The sequence below is a fragment of the Vitiosangium sp. GDMCC 1.1324 genome (assembly GCF_003044305.1).
Lineage (GTDB): Bacteria > Myxococcota > Myxococcia > Myxococcales > Myxococcaceae > Archangium.
This window is the reverse complement of record NZ_PZOX01000001.1, coordinates 645,344-662,643: the sequence shown is the minus strand read 5'-3', so window position 1 is coordinate 662,643 and position 17,300 is coordinate 645,344. Positions and strand designations below refer to the sequence as shown.

Genomic DNA, 17,300 nt, shown 5'->3' with positions numbered 1-17,300 from the left:
GGGGTTCGACGGCGGCGGAGCCTACCCCGCTCCCTTGCTCCACGGGGAGTACTGTCGGTCACGGAACGCCGGTGGTGGCGCCTCGCGTTGGCACGGTGGCAAGCTCTGATTGTATGGGAGCATTCATGGACATTTCCGCCTGGCAGTTGTGGATTGCCGCCGCGATCATCGCGGGTGCATTGGAAATCGCCCTTCCCGGCTTCGTGATGCTCTGGTTCTCCGTGGGGGCACTCGTCGCCAGCCTGGTGGCCGCGCTGGGACTGGGCATCAATGCCCAGCTCGTGGTCTTCATGCTCACCTCGGTGGCGCTCTTCGCCGCGTCGCGCACCCTCTTCAAGAAGGCCTTCATGCGCAATGCGGACAACCTGAAGATGGGCGTGGAGGCAATGGTGGGCCAGGAAGCCGTGGTGACCGAGGCCCTCGTCGAGGGGCACGGGGGCACGGTGCGCATCAACGGAGAGCTCTGGTCGGCGCGCCCGCTCGGAGGCCCCGTGTCCGAGGGCGAGCGCGTCATCGTCGAGCAGGTGGAAGGTTTGAAGCTCTGGGTGCGGCGTCCCGCCGCCTCGTTGGAAGTTCCTCTGAAGAAGAAGGAAGGTCGTTAGAGATGGGTACTGCAATCTTCGTCATCCTCGCGGCGGGCGTGGTGTTCGCCCTCGTCAAGGGCCTGCGCATCGTGCCGCAGGCGAAGGTGATGGTGGTGGAGCGCCTGGGCCGGTTCCACCACGTGGCCAGCAGCGGGCTGAACATCCTCATCCCGTTCTTCGACTCGCCCCGCGCCATGGAGATGCGCGTGGACAACCGCTTCTCCCGCACCTACCTGGTGGATCTGCGCGAGCAGGTCATGGGCTTCGAGACCGTGCAGGTCATCACCCATGACAACGTCACCATGGAGGTGGGCTCGGTCATCTACTACCAGATCGTCGATCCGGCGAAGGCGCTCTACGCAGTGGAGAACCTGGCGCTGGCCATCGAGCAGCTCACGATGACGAACCTGCGCAACATCATGGGCGGGCTGACGCTGGACCAGACGCTCACCAGCCGCGAGACGGTCAACAGCAAGCTGCGCGCGGTGCTGGACGAAGCCACCGAGAAGTGGGGCGTGAAGGTGACGCGCGTGGAGCTGCGCGAGATCGAGCCGCCCGCCACCATCAAGGAGGCCATGGCCAAGCAGATGACTGCCGAGCGCGAGCGCCGCGCCGAGGTCACCAAGGCCGAGGGTGACAAGGCTGCGGCCATCCTCTCCGCCGAGGGCGAGAAGACCTCGCGCATCCTGCGTGCCGAGGCCGAGCGCGACGCGGAGGTCGCCCGCGCCGAGGGCCGCAAGCGCGCCACGCTGATGGACGCCGAGGCCAAGGCCGAGGCCACGCGGCTCGTCTTCGATGCCATCAACGCCGGAGGCGGCGCCACGCCCGAGGTGCTCGCGCTGCGCTACATGGAGACGCTGCAGGAGCTGGGCAAGGGCGACAACAAGATGTTCGTCCCCTACGAGGCCACGGCCGCGCTGGGCAGCATCGCCACGCTCAAGGAGGTGTTCTCCAAGGAGAGCACCCCCAAGGCGCAGCCCACCAGCGCCGCGGCCCTGAGCGCCCAGGCCCTCTCGCGCACCGTGGGGACGCAGCCCCCCGCCGTGCCGGTGCGCACCCGCCCGGCCCTGCCCTCCGAGGAATAGGCCCGGAACTATTCCTGGACCCCGTTGTCCGAGGGGACGCACCTTTCACGGAGGACACCATGTCGGACGCTTTCATCGCCGGGGGTTGGGGGATGTATCCCACGCTCATCGCCGGTCTCGCGCTGCTGGCCACCAGCCTGCGTTACGCGAGCCGTCCCGAGTCGCGCTACGTCCCGCTGATGCTCACGCTGGGGCTCTTCACGCTCTTCGCGGGTGGGCTGGGCTTCATCACGGGCGTCATCAGCCTGCTGCGCGCCTATACCGGTCCCCTGGCTGGTGAGGGTCCGACCGTCCTGTTCATCGGCATCCAGGAGTCGCTGCACAACATCGCCCTGGCCCTCCTGATGACCACGACGTCCGCGATCGCCGCCTCGGTCGGCGCGTGGCGGCTCTCCCGGCAGGTTCAGTCCGCCACGGTGCCCGCCACCGTGCAGGTCCGGTAGGAAAAACCCGTCGGGGATTGCACAGGGGCCCGTCCGGGGTTAAGACTCCCGGGCCCCTGAGTTCCGGGGTTCCTCACACACGAGGCTTCGTACTCCATTGAAGATCCACTCCTGAATCGTCGGCGCTGTCTCTCAGCCAACCCCCGGGCCCCTCGTGCGCGCCCGGAACGATTCTGGAGTTCCTCGTGTCACTCGTTCGCGCCCACCGCGTCTCCTTCGCGTTCTCCGACGCCATTCCCCTCTTCTCCGACGCCGAGTTCCACCTGCCTCCAGGATGGACCGGCCTCGTCGGCTCCAATGGTGCCGGCAAGTCCACCCTGCTGCGGCTGATCTCCGGTGAGATCCAGCCCTCGGATGGGCACCTCCGCTTCGAGCCGCCCTCGGCCCTCGTCCACCTCTGCCCGCAGCGCGTCGAGGAGATCACTCCCGACATCATCGCGCTGGCGGAGGCATATGACTCGCGCTCCCGGCGGCTGCTCGGACAGCTCGCGTTGGATCCGACCGCCCTCGAGCGGTGGAGCACGCTCTCCCCCGGCGAGCGCAAGCGCTGGCAGGTGGGCGCCGCGCTGGCCCGTGAGCCTGATGTGCTGCTGCTCGACGAGCCCACCAACCACCTCGACGCCGAGGCCCGGGAGTGGCTCATCTCCGCCCTGCGCCGCTTCCGCGGAGTAGGAGTGCTCGTCTCGCACGACCGGGAGCTGCTCGAGGCCCTCACCACCTCCACGCTGCGCGTCCACGCGGGCACGGTGCGCTTGTGGTCCGGCGCGTACTCCGCCGCCCGCGAGGCCTGGGAGGGAGAGCAGGACGCCCGTCGCGCCACCCGGCAGCAGGCCCAGGACGAGCACCGCCGGCTGCAACAGCGGCTCGCGCAGACGCGCCGGGATCAGGAGGCCGCCTCCGCCGCGCGCAACGCCGGCAGCCGCATGAGGAGCAAGTACGACAGTGACGCGCGCACCCTGGGGGCCAAGAATCTCGTGAGCTGGGCGGATGCACGGCTCGGCCGCCAGGTGGCCCATACCCGCCGCGAGGTCGAGCGTGCCGCCGCCGCCGTCGAGTCCATCGATGTGGAGAAGACGCTCGGCCGCTCCATCTTCGTCGACTACGTCCGGCCACCCAATCCGCTGCTGTTCAGTCTCGATGTCCCCGGGCTGTACGCGGGAGACGTGGAGCTGTTCGGCCCGCTGCGGCTCGACGTGTCCCGGGAGGCCCGCATCCGCATCGAGGGTCCCAACGGCGTTGGGAAGAGCACCCTGCTGAGGGCGCTGCTCGGCCAGGCGCGCGTGCCACTGGAGCGCGTGCTGTACCTCCCGCAGGACGTGAGCGCGGAGGAGGCAGAAGAGGTGCTCGACTCCGTGCGCGAGCTGCCTCCAGAGGAGAAGGGCCGCGTGCTGTCACTGGTGGCGGCGCTGGGGGTGGATCCGGATCGCCTGCTCGCCTCCGAGCAGCCCTCTCCCGGCGAGGCGCGCACGCTGCTCATGGCACGGGGGCTCGGGCAACATGCCTGGGCACTCGTGCTCGACGAGCCCACCAACCACCTGGACCTGCCCTCCATCGAACACCTGGAGGAGGCCCTGCGCGACTACCCCGGCGCCCTGCTGCTGGTGACGCACGACGCGCACTTCGCTCGGCGATGCACCACGGAGCGCTGGAAGGTGCAGGAGCGGCGCGTGGACATCACCTCGGACTGACCCGACACGGCGGCGCCCAGGCCGAGGAGCGACGGCCTGGACGCCGCGAGAAGCGGAGCCCGTCCTGGGACTCAGACCTTCTGCGTGGCCTCGAGGTGCTCGAGGATGTGCGGGAACACGTCCTTCGCCGCGTTCTTGCCGAAGATGCAGTCGATGTGGCCGTACTTCGGAATGACCCGGCGCGAGTACAACCCCGCCCCGTTGGCCTTGACGAGGGCCTCGTAAGTCCTCTGCGTGCTCTCCGGCAGGAAGCACCCGTTGCTCTCGCCGTGGATGAAGCGGATGGGGAGAGCCATGCGCTTCAGGTGGGGGCGGTACGTGTCCTTCTCCTGGGCGTCGACGATGTGGCCGGCGCGGATCATGTCCGCCAGCCCGTCGAAGGCCTTGACGGTGGCCACGCCGAACATCTCATGCAGGGCGGCGTGCGTGGCCTCGTTGAGCTGCGCATGCTCGTACAGCAGCGAATACATGAAGGTGATGCGGTGGCAGACCGGGCTGTCGCACTCCTCGTCCTGGTCGACGGGGTAGAGATCCAACGCCTGATTGTAGAGGCGTGACATCCAATCCGCCTTCGAGTCCGTGTAGGCCGTCAGCGACTTGATGCCCAGCTTCTCGAGCAGGTTGGGCGTATGCAGCCCGGCCTTGATCTCCACCAGCTTGGGAACGACGAACTCGGTGGAGATCTGCGAGCACACCGCGGAGCGCACCCCCTGGAGTCCCCCCAGTAGGGCCATGCTGAAGGTGGTGGCGCCGTAGCAGTGGGCCACCATCTGCACGGAGGGAGCCCCCGTCTCCTTGAGCACCGTGGCCACCGCCGCAGGGTAGTCCTTCAGCGCCACGTCATCGCCGCTGTACTGGGTGTTGGAGGCAGGCACCAGGATGCTGGAGCGGTAGTCCAGCAACCACACGTCATACTCGTTCGCGCACAGGTACTCGACCAGGTTGGTCTCGATGGTGTCGATGGAGAAGATGCGGCTGGAGACACCCAGACCGTGGGAGAGGATGACGGGCCCCTTGGTACCGGCCTGATAACGCGTGAGCAACAGCTCCACCCCGTCACGGGTCTTGAACGGAACGAGCTTGGGTGCCGGGACGCGCAGCGGACGCTTCTTGCGCGGAGGCGCATTGGGATCGAGCAACGTATCCTTTGCCACGGCACCGCCGTAGTAGTCGTACACCACGCCAGCGAAGTACCGGCCGAAGCGCACCGTGGTCGCCAGGCGCTCCTCGGCATTCTTGGCGTGGGTGACCTCGAGCGTGCCCAACTGCTTGATGAAGTCCTCCGGGGCGATCCGAAGTACGCCCTTGCCCACCACCGGGCCCTTGTCGTCCAGGCCCTCGTGGAGCGTGACATAGAGCGTGGAGGTGTCATGCCACACCTTCCAGATGGGGCCCTCGCGGACGACCTTGTAGCCGTAGAAGAAGAAGGAGCGTCCGTCCTCGGCGGTCAGCTGCATGCGGTACTTCATCAACCGCGTCTCGACGGATGCCTTGTCCTCCACGAACAGGTTGAAGCCACCGTGTGTCACCGTCAGGGGATGGGGCGAGAGCGCCGGCGCAATCACCGTCCCCATCATGCGGGCCTCGTGCTTCGGATCCCCGACGAGCTTGTCCAGGTCGTTGGACACGATGGTCAGCACGAACTCGAAGGAGGAACCGTCCTTCTTGCCACGCGCCTCCGCGGCCTCGAACTCCTCGGGCCGGCTGGCCGCTCCTCCCTCGATGGCAAGGTGGCCCTTCATCCGCTCGGTGAAGCGGATGCCCGGCGTCACGGGAACGGGCAGCTCGGAGATGGGCCCCTTGAGCGAATAATCGATCTTCCAGCCACGCTCCTCGCTGATGATCATCGCGCACCGCTCGGCCAGCGCGGAGATGGTCAGCAGCGGATTGACACCCAGGGACGTGGGGATGATGGAGCCATCACAGACGTACAGCCCCTCATGGACGCTGGAGCCCTGCTCGGACGAGAACACCCGCCCGGTGTGATCCACCACGCCGGTGTCCGCCGAGTCCGCCATGACGCAGCCGCCCAGTGGATGGACGGAGATGAGCCGGTCGCCATGCAGATCAGTCCAGAGCGGGTTGCCCATCTGGATGCCCTTCAACGCCCGGGTGGCCTCCTTCAGTCGGTTGTCCACCTGCTGGAAGATGGCCCTGGAGCCCACTCCCGGCCAGACGACGCGCAGCCGGTCGTTCTCCAGCTCCATCCGCCCATCCGCCCCGTCGTGCGTCATGACGAGGTACGTCTGGGTATTGAGCATGGCCCCATGGCGAGGGCCGTGCACCAGGCTCTCCGCCTCGCGCTCCTTCTGAGCGAGCACTTGCGCCTCGGCGGTGTTGAGCCCGTCCACATCCGCCACGACCTCGAAGGCGGCGGGCAGCATCTCACCCAGGGCCCCCGGGATGACGCCCTCCTCGAGGATCATTCCGTCGCGCACCTCGGGGGTATCGCGCATGTCGACGATGCCGGTGATGCAGGGTCCCACCGGCGGCAGGTTCTTCACCGGGAGGTTGCCCGAGCCGACGCCTCGGATCTCCTGCGCGGTGTTGTAACCGAACGCGAGCACATCCCCGTTTCCACTGAAGGACCGGCCCACCCGCTCCGACACCTTCAGGCCTCGTTCACGAGAGCGCAGGAGGAGCTCGGTGGAGCCGAGCGTACCAGCCGCGAGGATGACCAGGTCCGCGGTGACGAACAGGGAGGGCGCGTCGAACGCCTCGCGACCCGTGCCCAGCGCCTGGTAGTGCACCCGCCAGCGACCGTCCTGGCCGCGCTCGATGTAGCGCACATCCACCGTGGTGAAGATCTCCGCTCCGTGACGCCTGGCGTCCGGCAGGTAGTTCATCAACACGGTGTTCTTCGAACCGTAGTTGCAACCCGAGCAGCAATCCCCGCACAGGTTGCACGCCTTCTGCGTCACGCCCGCCTCATTGACGCCATCCTCGAAGGTGACGTTGATGGACGGACGATAGAATTTCTGCCCCAGGACCTCGGCTGACTTCTGGAGGGCGTTCAGCTTGGGCAGGGAGGGAAGGTGCTCCGGGTACGGCCTGGCGCCCAGCATCCGCTCCGCGAGACTGAAGCCATGCTCCATCCGCTTCATGCCCTCGGCACGCAGGAGCGTCGGCCAGCTCGGATCCTCGAACACGCGAGGATCCGGACGGATGGACACATTGGCATTGATGAGCGAGGTGCCCCCCAGCCCACAGCCCACGAGCACGTTGATGTCATGGCCGAGGTGGAGATTGAACAAGCCCGTGCGAGGACCCGTCCGGCCATGGGGCGCCTCCATCTGGAGTTCGGCTGCCGCTTCCAGCGCCGTGTCCGGGAACTCGCCGGGCTGCAGCTCCCGGCCTCGCTCCAATACGCAGACCTTCTGGCCTGCTCGAGCCAGGCGTGAAGCGGTAATGGCTCCTCCGTAGCCCGACCCCACCACCACGATCGTGTAGTGGTCCTGGATGTCCTCGATCGAAGACGCGAGTCGATTCATCTGTTTGGCTCCCCCCGCTTGGGACACAGCGACCCCAGGTCGCGTCCCACGCGCTCCTCTACCACGAATGAGCTTGTCTTTAATAGAGCCCGCCTCATTTCAGCCCCGCCAGAATGAATCAACAACCTTGCGCACTGAAGACGGCAACGAATCCGCTTCGGCACCGCCCCCGTCACGCGTTCGAGACAGATCATCACGATTGTAAACACTTGCGGATCCCGCCTACTGGTCATGACTGAGGAGTCCTGTTAGGTGTTGATCCATTCGCAGGACCCTTGCGTGCAGTCGAAGGGGGGGGAAATGAGTGCAGAGGCCGTCCTGCGGTCATGCGCCGCAGCACCACCGGGACGATTGCGGGTATGGCTGGGCGTTCTTGGCAGGAGTTCAGCCCCATCCCTGGAATGGCGTTTGAACGGGCTCCCTCTGGCCCCGGACTCCCTCCACACCGTGCGTCCCCTGGAGAGTGTGCGTACACCCCCGATGCTCAAGGGAAATCCCGAGCGCGCATTCAGTGGTGTCTTCGATTTGACTCTTCCGCACGAGAGCCGCACCGCCCGGAAGGCCCGGGTGGAGCTCAGGCTCGACGGGGGAGAGCCCATTGCGACCGAGCTGCGCATCATACCTCGGAAGGTTCCCGAGGGGCTCGAGGCATCCTTCAATGTGCTGCTCACCTCCTGCTTCCATTGGGAGGAAGACAAGCGCGGCATCGCGGGGATGATCGTCGATGACATCCGCAAGACCTACCAGCCGGATCTGGTGCTGGCCGCGGGCGATCAGGTCTACCTGGACCTGCCCACGCTGCGGAATTTTCCCGATGATCTGTCCTCGCTCGCGGAGAAATTCGAGCAGGACTACGTCCGCAACTGGTCCGACGAGAGCGCCTATGCCCGAGTGCTGTCTGCGGGCCCCCTGAGCTGCGTCCCGGACGATCACGATTACTGGAACAACTACCCGATGCGCACCCCGCATCTGCAGAACACCTGGACCCGGGGTGGCCGCGACAGATGGGAACTGGCCGCGCGCCGGATGTGCGAGGCCTTCCAGCATTACGACTCCACACCGCTCGGGACGCCGATCCAGTTCGATGTGGAGCCGCTCTCCTTCTTCATCGTCGATACCCGCTCCTTCCGCACTCCGGACCTCACGCGGATGATGACGGCGGCGACCCTCCAGGCACTCTCGGCCTGGGTGTCCCACTGCGCCCATCACGGACGGATCGGCATCTTCTCCACCGGGCAATCGCTTCTCATGGAGAAGCCGAGCCTCTTCGGGCGCAACATGGAGGATGCCGAGCTCCCCAACTACGCCGACTTCGGCGTGTTGATGAAGGAGCTGGAGCGACTCATGCAGGATGCGGGGGACCTGCTGGTACTCACCGGAGACGTGCACTGGGGCCGGGTGACGAGACTGGTGCCAACGGATTCGATCCTCCACGGCCGTCAGGCCTACGAGGTCATCTCCTCCCCCTCCTCGCTGGTGGCGACGCTCGGCACGGACCAACTCGCCATGCTCCGGCAACGCTTCACCGGCAAGCCCTGGGCGCGACATCCCGAGGGACGCCAGGCCCCCTCCGTCTTCTCCGCTCCGGGAATGCAGAACCGCTTCCAGGCCCACACCGAGCATCTCCAGCACGGCAACCAGGTGTGCCTGCTGTCCTTCCAACGCCGAGGCCACAACGTCGAGGTCACCCCGCGCTACTTCCCGCTGGAGCTCGGCGCGGCCCCCGTATCCGTCAAGCCCTTCCTCCTCCGTCACGGAGCGTGAGCCCCTCATGTCTGGAATCCGCACCTCGAATGCCCAAGCGCCCAATGCCAGGTTGCACAAGATTCCCCGCGATCACGCCCAGAGCAACCTCACCTGGCTCGAGCAGTCCTTCCAGCAGCTCCCGGAGGCTCAGCAGAGTGGACCCGCCCTGCTGCTGCTGGGTGGACGGGACCCCATCTCCTTCCGGCTCCGGGTAGCCCAATCGCACGCCCGGCATGATCTGACGCCGAGCCACTGGTCCCATGTGGTGCTCCTGGAGAAGAACGGTCCGGCGCTGTCCGCCGTGGACGCGTGGGAGATCTCCCTCACCCCCGCTCACGGCTTCGGCTATCCGCCCGAAACCAATGGCATCCAGAGGGCTGACCTCCGCGCCTATGAGGACGGGGAGCGCTTCCCCAACGTGGCGGTGGTGCACGTGCCGCTCGAGCTGCACAAGGTGAGGCTCGCCCGGGAGCGCTTCATGCGCCAGCGCGCGGTGGTGGATGGAGTCGGGCTCATCACCGAGTGGCTCCCCTACGTCTGGGGTACCGGCCGCAACGTCAATCCACTGTTGGAGGGACATGGGCTTCCATGTGCAGCCATGGTGGAGGTCATCCTGGGAGCCGCGGGCTTCGAGCTCACCCCGAGCGTGGGCAGCCGCTCCAGCAGTCCCGAGGCCATCTGGCAATCGGCACGGTGGTGGCATGACTACCACAGCACCGACGCGCATCCGCCCCTGACGGGCAGGTACCACACCTCGCACAACCTGTGCACAGCGAGCTGACGCACAACCCCAACCAAGAGAATCCACACCCATGGCAGAAACGGACACGGACAAGGGCAGGAAAGAAGAACTGGCAGCCGCCTCCTCCATGGAGCCGGTGCAGGGCACGGTCGAGGTAGACATTCCCATCGATGTCCTCTGGGCCTTCTTCAACCGGGCCGACCTGTGGCCCCGATGGAACGAGTGCTTCCTCTGGGCGAAGAACCGCGACCTGAAATGGGGCCACCAGCTCATCTGGGCCTTCCACCCCATCCGGTGGTGGTACCCGTATTACATGCCGGCCATGGCGAAGATCGTGGAGCTGGAGTCCCAGGGCCCGGCGCGGAAGGTGACCTGGGAAGTCTCCGTGCTGCCAGGTTTCTACGCCCGGCACACCTACCACATGGAGGACCTGGGCAGCGGGCGCACCCGCTTTGGCTCCTATGAGAAGGCCATGGGGAAGAGCTTCAACCTGATGAAGGCCTTCTGGGTTGCCCACTTCACCTTCGTGAAGGACCGATCCCTGGAGGGCGCCAGATCGCTCGAGCCCATCTACCGCCAGAGCGGGAAGTTGGACGAGACCACGGTGCGAGGAGATCCCGGCCGTACGGCGCGAGGGCTCGCCATGCCGATGGCCGCATCGCTGGCACTGGGCGCGGCGGGAGCTGGAACCTGGTTCTATGCCTCCTTCCTGCGCCAGGAAGTGGTGGACCTGGCTCCTGGCGTGCGGATGGTGATGGGCGGTGGAGGCAACACGCTGGTGGTGGAGGGAAGCCGCGAGGCCTTGCTGGTGGACACCAAGTTCCCTCCCGGCGCGAACCTGCTGCGCAAATGGGTCTCCGACAACGTGCAGAAGCCGGTGAAGCACGTCGTCAGCACCCACTACCACTACGATCACACCCTGGGGAACGATCTCTATCCGGGTGCGGACCGCATCGCCCACAAGGCCGTGCCGGAGTTGATGCGCCGCAACGAGGCCCTCCAGACGAAGATGCATCCGCTGGGCGTCGCCAATGTCCTCGTGGATGAGAACCCCATGCGCGTGGACCTGGGAGACAAGGAGGTCGTGCTCTTCCACCCCGGCACGGCCCACACCCGCGGGGACCTGTGCGTCTGGCTTCCCAAGGAGAAGATCCTGGCGACGGGAGATCTCTTCTTCTTCACCTACTACCCCTTCTTCGATCTGCGCCAGGGTGGGGCCGACCTCGAGGGACTCATCAAGGCGGTGCGCAAGCTGGTGGCGACCTACCCGGACGCGGTGGTGGTGCCAGGCCACGGCCCCGTGGCCCGCATCTCCGACCTCGCCCGCTACGCCGACTACCTCCAGTTCCTCCACGACCAGGCAACCGAGGGACTCCAGAAGGGGATCGATGAACAGCAGGCCTCGAGGCTGCTCGATGGTGAGATCTCCAAGTGGGGGCTGAGCATCCTGCCCTCGTTCCACGACAACCAGCTCACGTGGGCCACGTCCCAGAGCAACGTCCGCGACGCCTTCTCGCTCGTGAAACAGACACAGGCCCGCTGACGCGCGCCCTCTGCGTCGCATCCCCACGCTTCAGGAGACACCATCCATGTCCCAGAATCCATCGACCCAGCCGCTCCACGTCCATGACGAGGAGCGGGGGCTTCAGGAAACCCTGCGCTACCCGCTGTTCGATGCGCTGCGCAACCGGCGCACCCGGCGCGTGGCCAAGGGCATCAAGTCCATTCCCGCGGGCAGTCTCAGCTACACCTCCAAGCACGAGCCGGAGCCGCTCACCGCGTTGGAGGAAGCGCTGCTCATCGCCTCCACGGGCATCACGGGCGTCACCCTGCCTGACCAGCCCTTCCTCACCGAGGACGGCAAGCCCCTGGTCGGCTCGCCCATGGTGGATGTCGTCGGCCGCACCGCCGGCAGCCCCGACAATGCCCAGGCCACCCACTTCTTCCTCATCAACGACTCGGGGACCTACTTCCTAAGCCGCCCCCAGGGTGAAGACGCCTTCATGCTGGCCAAGGGAGAGCTGACCGCCGCCAGGCTCATTGCCTACGCGGACAAGTGCAAGGTCAAGGTGTCCGACCAGCGCGTCGACTTCCCACGCCAGTACCCCTATTACATGGGCCGCAACCGGTACATGTCCAACGTGCCGGGCAGCACCATCCTCGTCCCGGTGGTGGACCTCACCCGCCAGTACATCAATGGCATCATGTTCCTGCTGACACAGGATGCCGGGCACCGCCCCACCTTCATCGACGACTGGAACTTCTACCGCGTGGCCGGCGTGCAGAAGTGGGTCCGCAACGGCTTCCTCAACAAGGACCAGAAGATTCCCCTCGGGGTGCTGGGCAATGCGCGCATCCCCTACGAGGCGGACTTCCTGATGCAGAACATCTTCCTCGTGGCGGAGGCCATGGGGTTGGGCGCGTGGATCCACGCGGCCTTCATCGGGCCCGTGTTGCTGGGAGACCCGGACTACCGCCAGGCCGGCAACAGCCTGGGCTTCCGCTACCACACCCCTCGCAATCTGTTGCGGCAGGCGCTCAAGTTCATCTCTCCGTTGCCCAGCTGGCGGCCCAACCCGGTGGGCCTCGACGGCCTGTTGCAAGGCTATTGCCCGCCCTACTACGGCAGCATGAACGAGGCGATCGACGCCCTCATCTCCCACAAGTACGGGCCCACCGGGCTCTACACGGACCCCAAGGAGTTCGACAAGGTCTTCAAGCCCGGCCTGGCCAAGCAGTTCGTCTCCGAGGTGCCCCACTACTCGGAGGAAGTCATCGCCTGCGCCAAGGACGTGTGCAACTACATCTACGAGACGTATGACCGCTTCCCGGCCCACGCGGACGCGATGCACGTGCCGGGCGTGTGGATCCAGATGCATCACCTGGACCTCGACTACTACGACCAGCTCTTCGCCAACGGTTATTCGGAGACGCAAGCCCGCCACGAGGAGCTCTGGCACGGCCGCCGGTAACGGTCCCGGCGCACGAGTTCCACTCGCTGGCCTTCCCTCCTTCCACGAGAAAGCGACATGCCAAGCATTTCGTCCCTCGCCCGGGCGATGCGGGTGGTCCGCATCGCCGCCGTGGCGCTTTGTGCCCTGCTGCTGTTGGCGACCTTCGGGCTGATCGCCCTGGAATCCACCTGGGTGAAGCCCTCGGAGGCGGATGGCCAGCATGCCTATCTCTACACGTCCACCGGTACCGAGAACGTCCCCCTCGCGGTGATGCAGGTGCTGCCGGACATGTTCCCGGAGCACTTCCAGCCACGCGGCCCGGAGTACGGCGATTGGATCCAACAATTCGGCTTCACCCGCGCTCCCGACGGCACCAACGAGGGGATGCCGATCGGCTTCGCCATCAGCAACCACCGTCCCGGCTCGGGCTCACCCTCGCCGGTGTCCTACGTGGGCTTCACCTGCGGCATGTGCCACACCGCTCGAGTGCAGACGTCAGACGCGGACCCGGGCGTCCTGGTGATAGGCATGGGCAGCCCCCACCTGGACTTCATCGCCTGGGTGGATGCCTTCAAGGACGCCGTGCTCGACGAGCAGCGCCTCTCGGTGCAGTCCGTGAACGAGGCCTACCAGAAGAAGTACCAGCGGGAGCTGACCCTGGCCGAACGGGCGATGATCAGCATCTGGCTGCCGCAGATCCGCCAGACGCTCCAGCGCAACCTGCCCCGCTTCGATGAGCCGTTCGGCGGCAAGGATCTGCTCGACTCCGGGAAGATGCCCAATGGGCCCTCGCGCACGCAGCCGTTCCGCAACCTGGTGCGCAACGTGATGGATCGTCCCGCCACCCTGGGTGACTACGCCTATTGCAAGATTCCCACGCTCTACGAGCAGGGCAACCGCCACTGGGGACAGTACGACGGCAGCGTGGGCAACCGGCTGACCCGGAGCGTGATGGCCGCCATCGCCGTGGGCGCCAACAAGGACAACCTCAACGAGCCGGAGATCTCCAAGAGCGTCATCAAGGCGGTGGACTACACCGTCGCTCTGCGGGGACCCCGGTATGCCGATGTCTTCAAGGAGCACGGCGCCGCGCTGGATCCCACCCGGGTGGAGCGAGGGCGCACGGTCTACATGAAGCACTGCTACGAGTGCCACGGCATCCGCGACTCGAAGACGGGCCAGTGGGAGAAGGGCAGGTACACCGGAGAGGTGGTGCCGGTAGAGAAGCTCGGCACCGACGCGGAACGGGTGACCTTCCGTCACTTCGATCGACTCCCGGACGTGCTCTACAACATGTTCCCGGACGACAACCCGCTCAAGCCCAAGCGCGAGGACATCCGGCCCGGCCCCGCGGGCTCCACCCAGGGCTACATCAACGCGCCCATCGAGACGGTCTGGTCGCGCGCTCCCTTCCTGCACAACGGAAGCGTGCCCACCCTGGCCGAGCTCATCAACCTCAAGCCGCGCCGCGAGCTCTACTACCGGGGCCGCAATCTCTATGATCCGGTGGACGTGGGACTGGTCGTCTCCCAGGCGCCGGACGCGCGCAACTACTACCGCTTCGATACCGGACTGAGAGGCAACTCCAACAAGGGCCACGACTACCCCTGGGCCTATGGATCGCCTGAACGCGACGAGGCCCAGCTGAAGGATCTGCTGGAGTTCCTCAAGACCCTGGACTGAGGACACACGAGATGAGCACCCTTCCCTCCGAGTCTCCCGTGGCTCCCCTCACGACACCCGAGGTGGAACTCCACGAATCCCGCGGCCGGCTGACGCTTGCGCAGTTCAGCAACGTGTTCGTGCCCTTCGCCCTGCTGCTGTGCGTCGCGATGCTGCGCCCGGAGCTGCGCCCGAAGATGGTGTACTGGCGCGCCGTCTACTCCATCTGGGTCACCATCCTCTTCATGACGCCCGCCCTGTTCCTGTTCTTCTGGCCCGGAAGCTCGGATCGGAAGAACAATTACTGGCTGCTGACATGGACCGCTGGTTACCTGGCATACCTGGTCCACTTCTACTTCACCGTCGGGGTCATCTTTCACGGCAGCCTCGCCGAGGTATACGCGAAGCAGGGCCCCATCATCGCCACCAGCAACCTGCTGGATACCGCGTGGTGGGCGTTCGACCTGGTGCTGGCCTGGTTCGTGCGCTCGGAAGCGAAGTGGATCAAGATCCAGCGCATCGCCGTGCATGTCTACATCCCCCTCACTTTCTTCGTCTCCGCGGTCATCATCAAACATGGCATCGTCCGAGGCCTGGGGATCGCGATGACCGTGGCCATGCTGACGAGCGTGGGAGTGCGGCTGGTGCGGCGCAAGCAGGCGGCGACAACGACCGAAGGAGGACTCGCTCCATCGCCGTGATAGGCTCTGGAGCCCACGACCATGAAAGCATTCTTCATCGAGAAATATGGCAGCAACGAGGTGGTCCAGTTCGGCGAGCAGCCCAAGCCCAAGCTGGGGCCCGGGGATCTGCTGGTGGAGGTCCATGCGGCCAGCGTCAACCCCGTGGACTTCAAGATCCGCGAAGGCGGAGTGAAGACTCTGGTGCCCAACGACTTCCCACTCATCCTGGGCAGTGATCTGTCCGGCGTGGTCGTGGAAGTGGGATCGGCGGTGACGAAGTTCAAGCCGGGGGATGAGATCTTCGCCCGTCTGGACAAGAGCCGCATCGGCGCGTTCGCGGAGTACGCCGTGGTGGGCGAGGCCGAAGCGGCCTTCAAGCCGAAGAACCTCACCCACGAGGAGGCAGCCTCCATCCCGCTGGTGGGCCTCACCTCATGGCAGGCCCTCATCGAAGTGGGTGGGCTCGAGAAAGGGAAGAAGGTGCTCATCCACGCGGGTTCGGGCGGCGTGGGCACCTTCGCCATCCAGCTCGCCAGGTATCTGGGCGCCACCGTGGCAACCACCGTCAGCGAGCGCAACATCGAGCTGGTCAAGCGGTTGGGTGCCGACGTGGTCATCGACTACCGCAAGGAGCGCTTCGACGACGTGCTGCACGACTACGATCTGGTCTTCGACACCCAGGCCGGTGAGACGCAGTACCGCTCGTTCCGTGTCCTCAAGCCGGGCGGGGTAATGGTCTCCATCGCGGGCAAGCCCGATGCGAAGTTCGCCCGGAAGTGGGGGCTCAACCCCTTGCTGGTGATGGCGCTGGGTATCATGACGCGGAAGACGACCGCGCTCGCCCGGAAGCACCAGGTGCGCTTCGAGTACCTGTTCATGCGTCCGGACGGCCAGCAACTCGCCGAGATCGGCAGACTGCTCACCGATGGTCACATCAAGCCCATCGTCGACCGAGTCTTCCCCTTCGAGCAGACGAAGGAAGCGCTGGATTACAGCCAGTCCGGCCGGGCCGTGGGCAAGGTCATCATCCAGGTAAAGCCTGCCGCCGCCAGGCGCTCGGCCTCCCAGGACAGGGCCTGAAGACCGCCCCGGCTGCGAGGCCCGGGCATCGAGCCCACCTCGCAGCCGTGGAAGGTTCAGGTGCCCGTCTGACCGCGCTTCCGCCCACCGCTGGCGCCGTTCACCTGGGTCCAGGTCCGTGCCAACGCCTTCGCAATGGGCTCCATCACCTTGTCATTCGCCCAGTAGAAGGGATGCACCATCGGTGTCCAGCCGAAGAGCAGCCCGCTCAACCGCACGTTCACATCTCGCACCCTCTTCCGGTATTCGTCTCCCAGCGGCTGGAGCGGATACGCGATGAGGTCGTCCTCGTCATAATAGTTGACCCATTCGCCCTCCACCCCTGAATGGTGCAGGAGGAGCTCCTCCGCCGGTACGCACACGGGGCTGTCCAGTTCCTTCTGATTCGGGTAGCGCAGGCTCCAGAGCGCCAGGGGACTGCCCATGGTGTACAGGTGCGCGAGCGTCTCCCCTCGCTCTAGCGGCGAGCGCTTCATGGGGTCCACATGGGACTCCAGCGGCCTCGTCGCACTCTGCCCTTGCTTCTGCATCTCGGCCCGCGCCACCTGCAGATCGTAGAAGTAGTTGCTCGCGATGATAGTGCCCAGGCTGTGTGCAATCACGCACAGCGGAGCATCGTCGCCAGCCCGCTGCCGCAGGCGTGCGAGTGCCTCCGTGACACAGGCATGGATCTTGTCATACACCTCGCTCTGCCCGATTCCGGGCTGATAGGCGATGGCATCCCCCACGAAGTGCATCATCAGCCACCGTGCACCCGGGTAATGCAGCCGCCCGAGGCGACTGTCCTTGCGCCTCGTGAGCAAGGCCATCAAGGGCCCGAGCCATAGCTCCGAGCCTCCATTGATTCGCTTGATCAGCCCGCGGAGCTCCTCGAAGAATCCCCCCTTCTTGTCTACGAAGTGCTCCTCGAAGAGCCGGCGCTCCGCTCCCTCCAACACGGGAGCCCAGTGCACCGGCTCGACGACGATCGCCCGCTCCGGGTCCGGCGCATTCGGTTGTCCCTTGAAGTGTTGGGCGAAGAATTTCTGGAGCAGCCGCTTCGGAGTCAGATGAAAACTCTCATCCTGGATCTCCACACCATGGATGATGAGGACAGCCAACGGCTTCATATGCTTCCCCCCAGGAAAACGATCGGGAATGCA

The 17,300-nt window shown here is 65.8% G+C and carries 13 protein-coding genes; 11 read left to right on the top strand and 2 right to left on the bottom strand.

Annotated features, from left to right (window positions below):
- Positions 1-125 precede the first annotated feature (125 nt).
- The 4 genes from DAT35_RS02515 to DAT35_RS02500 all read left to right on the top strand — a co-directional run bounded on the left by DAT35_RS02515 (position 126) and on the right by DAT35_RS02500 (position 3,800).
- Positions 126-602 (top strand): NfeD family protein, encoded by a 477-nt coding sequence (locus DAT35_RS02515; protein WP_108065249.1) that lies wholly within the window; start codon positions 126-128, stop codon positions 600-602.
- A 2-nt stretch (positions 603-604) separates the two neighbouring features.
- Complete coding sequence (locus DAT35_RS02510) at positions 605-1,669, top strand: SPFH domain-containing protein (RefSeq protein ID WP_108065248.1); 1,065 nt, start codon at positions 605-607, stop codon at positions 1,667-1,669.
- Between the two features lie 59 nt (positions 1,670-1,728).
- Positions 1,729-2,112: a hypothetical protein gene (locus DAT35_RS02505; protein WP_108065247.1), complete on the top strand. Its 384-nt coding sequence runs from the start codon at positions 1,729-1,731 to the stop codon at positions 2,110-2,112.
- 185 nt (positions 2,113-2,297) lie between these two features.
- Entirely contained in the window at positions 2,298-3,800 is a 1,503-nt protein-coding gene (locus DAT35_RS02500) for an ATP-binding cassette domain-containing protein (RefSeq protein ID WP_108065246.1), read from the top strand.
- Between the two features lie 71 nt (positions 3,801-3,871).
- Here the strand turns inward: DAT35_RS02500 and DAT35_RS02495 are convergent, their stop codons facing one another.
- Positions 3,872-7,291 (bottom strand): GMC oxidoreductase, encoded by a 3,420-nt coding sequence (locus DAT35_RS02495; RefSeq protein ID WP_108065245.1) that lies wholly within the window; start codon positions 7,289-7,291, stop codon positions 3,872-3,874.
- A gap of 465 nt (positions 7,292-7,756) precedes the next feature.
- Here DAT35_RS02495 and DAT35_RS02490 point away from each other — a divergent pair, with 465 nt between their 5' ends.
- Genes DAT35_RS02490 through DAT35_RS02460 form a run of 7 tightly spaced genes read left to right on the top strand, consistent with a single transcriptional unit; the run spans position 7,757 to position 16,158 of the window.
- A complete protein-coding gene (locus tag DAT35_RS02490) occupies positions 7,757-9,055 on the top strand; it encodes an alkaline phosphatase D family protein (RefSeq protein WP_158501518.1) in 1,299 nt (432 codons plus the stop codon).
- 7 nt (positions 9,056-9,062) lie between these two features.
- Entirely contained in the window at positions 9,063-9,818 is a 756-nt protein-coding gene (locus tag DAT35_RS02485; RefSeq protein ID WP_233261261.1) for a hypothetical protein, read from the top strand.
- A gap of 31 nt (positions 9,819-9,849) precedes the next feature.
- Positions 9,850-11,322: an MBL fold metallo-hydrolase gene (locus DAT35_RS02480; RefSeq protein WP_108065243.1), complete on the top strand. Its 1,473-nt coding sequence runs from the start codon at positions 9,850-9,852 to the stop codon at positions 11,320-11,322.
- A gap of 46 nt (positions 11,323-11,368) precedes the next feature.
- Positions 11,369-12,751 (top strand): hypothetical protein, encoded by a 1,383-nt coding sequence (locus DAT35_RS02475; RefSeq protein ID WP_108065242.1) that lies wholly within the window; start codon positions 11,369-11,371, stop codon positions 12,749-12,751.
- Between the two features lie 57 nt (positions 12,752-12,808).
- Entirely contained in the window at positions 12,809-14,416 is a 1,608-nt protein-coding gene (locus DAT35_RS02470) for a hypothetical protein (RefSeq protein WP_108065241.1), read from the top strand.
- A gap of 11 nt (positions 14,417-14,427) precedes the next feature.
- Positions 14,428-15,096, top strand: a complete 669-nt coding sequence (locus DAT35_RS02465; protein ID WP_108065240.1) for a hypothetical protein — start codon at positions 14,428-14,430, stop codon at positions 15,094-15,096.
- 21 nt (positions 15,097-15,117) lie between these two features.
- Positions 15,118-16,158: an NADP-dependent oxidoreductase gene (locus DAT35_RS02460; protein ID WP_108065239.1), complete on the top strand. Its 1,041-nt coding sequence runs from the start codon at positions 15,118-15,120 to the stop codon at positions 16,156-16,158.
- A 56-nt stretch (positions 16,159-16,214) separates the two neighbouring features.
- Here the strand turns inward: DAT35_RS02460 and DAT35_RS02455 are convergent, their stop codons facing one another.
- Positions 16,215-17,267 (bottom strand): hypothetical protein, encoded by a 1,053-nt coding sequence (locus DAT35_RS02455; protein WP_108065238.1) that lies wholly within the window; start codon positions 17,265-17,267, stop codon positions 16,215-16,217.
- Between the last annotated feature and the right edge of the window lie 33 nt (positions 17,268-17,300).

What these genes read in the sequence shown, in the direction of transcription:
- DAT35_RS02460 (WP_108065239.1), top strand. Translation starts at nt 15,118, where the DNA reads ATGAAAGCATTCTTCATCGAGAAATATGGCAGCAACGAGGTGGTCCAG.
- DAT35_RS02475 (WP_108065242.1), top strand. Translation starts at nt 11,369, where the DNA reads ATGTCCCAGAATCCATCGACCCAGCCGCTCCACGTCCATGACGAGGAG.
- DAT35_RS02470 (WP_108065241.1), top strand. Translation starts at nt 12,809, where the DNA reads ATGCCAAGCATTTCGTCCCTCGCCCGGGCGATGCGGGTGGTCCGCATC.
- DAT35_RS02485 (WP_233261261.1), top strand. Translation starts at nt 9,063, where the DNA reads ATGTCTGGAATCCGCACCTCGAATGCCCAAGCGCCCAATGCCAGGTTG.
- DAT35_RS02455 (WP_108065238.1), bottom strand. Translation starts at nt 17,267, where the DNA reads ATGAAGCCGTTGGCTGTCCTCATCATCCATGGTGTGGAGATCCAGGAT.
- DAT35_RS02495 (WP_108065245.1), bottom strand. Translation starts at nt 7,291, where the DNA reads ATGAATCGACTCGCGTCTTCGATCGAGGACATCCAGGACCACTACACG.
- DAT35_RS02505 (WP_108065247.1), top strand. Translation starts at nt 1,729, where the DNA reads ATGTCGGACGCTTTCATCGCCGGGGGTTGGGGGATGTATCCCACGCTC.
- DAT35_RS02515 (WP_108065249.1), top strand. Translation starts at nt 126, where the DNA reads ATGGACATTTCCGCCTGGCAGTTGTGGATTGCCGCCGCGATCATCGCG.
- DAT35_RS02480 (WP_108065243.1), top strand. Translation starts at nt 9,850, where the DNA reads ATGGCAGAAACGGACACGGACAAGGGCAGGAAAGAAGAACTGGCAGCC.
- DAT35_RS02465 (WP_108065240.1), top strand. Translation starts at nt 14,428, where the DNA reads ATGAGCACCCTTCCCTCCGAGTCTCCCGTGGCTCCCCTCACGACACCC.
- DAT35_RS02510 (WP_108065248.1), top strand. Translation starts at nt 605, where the DNA reads ATGGGTACTGCAATCTTCGTCATCCTCGCGGCGGGCGTGGTGTTCGCC.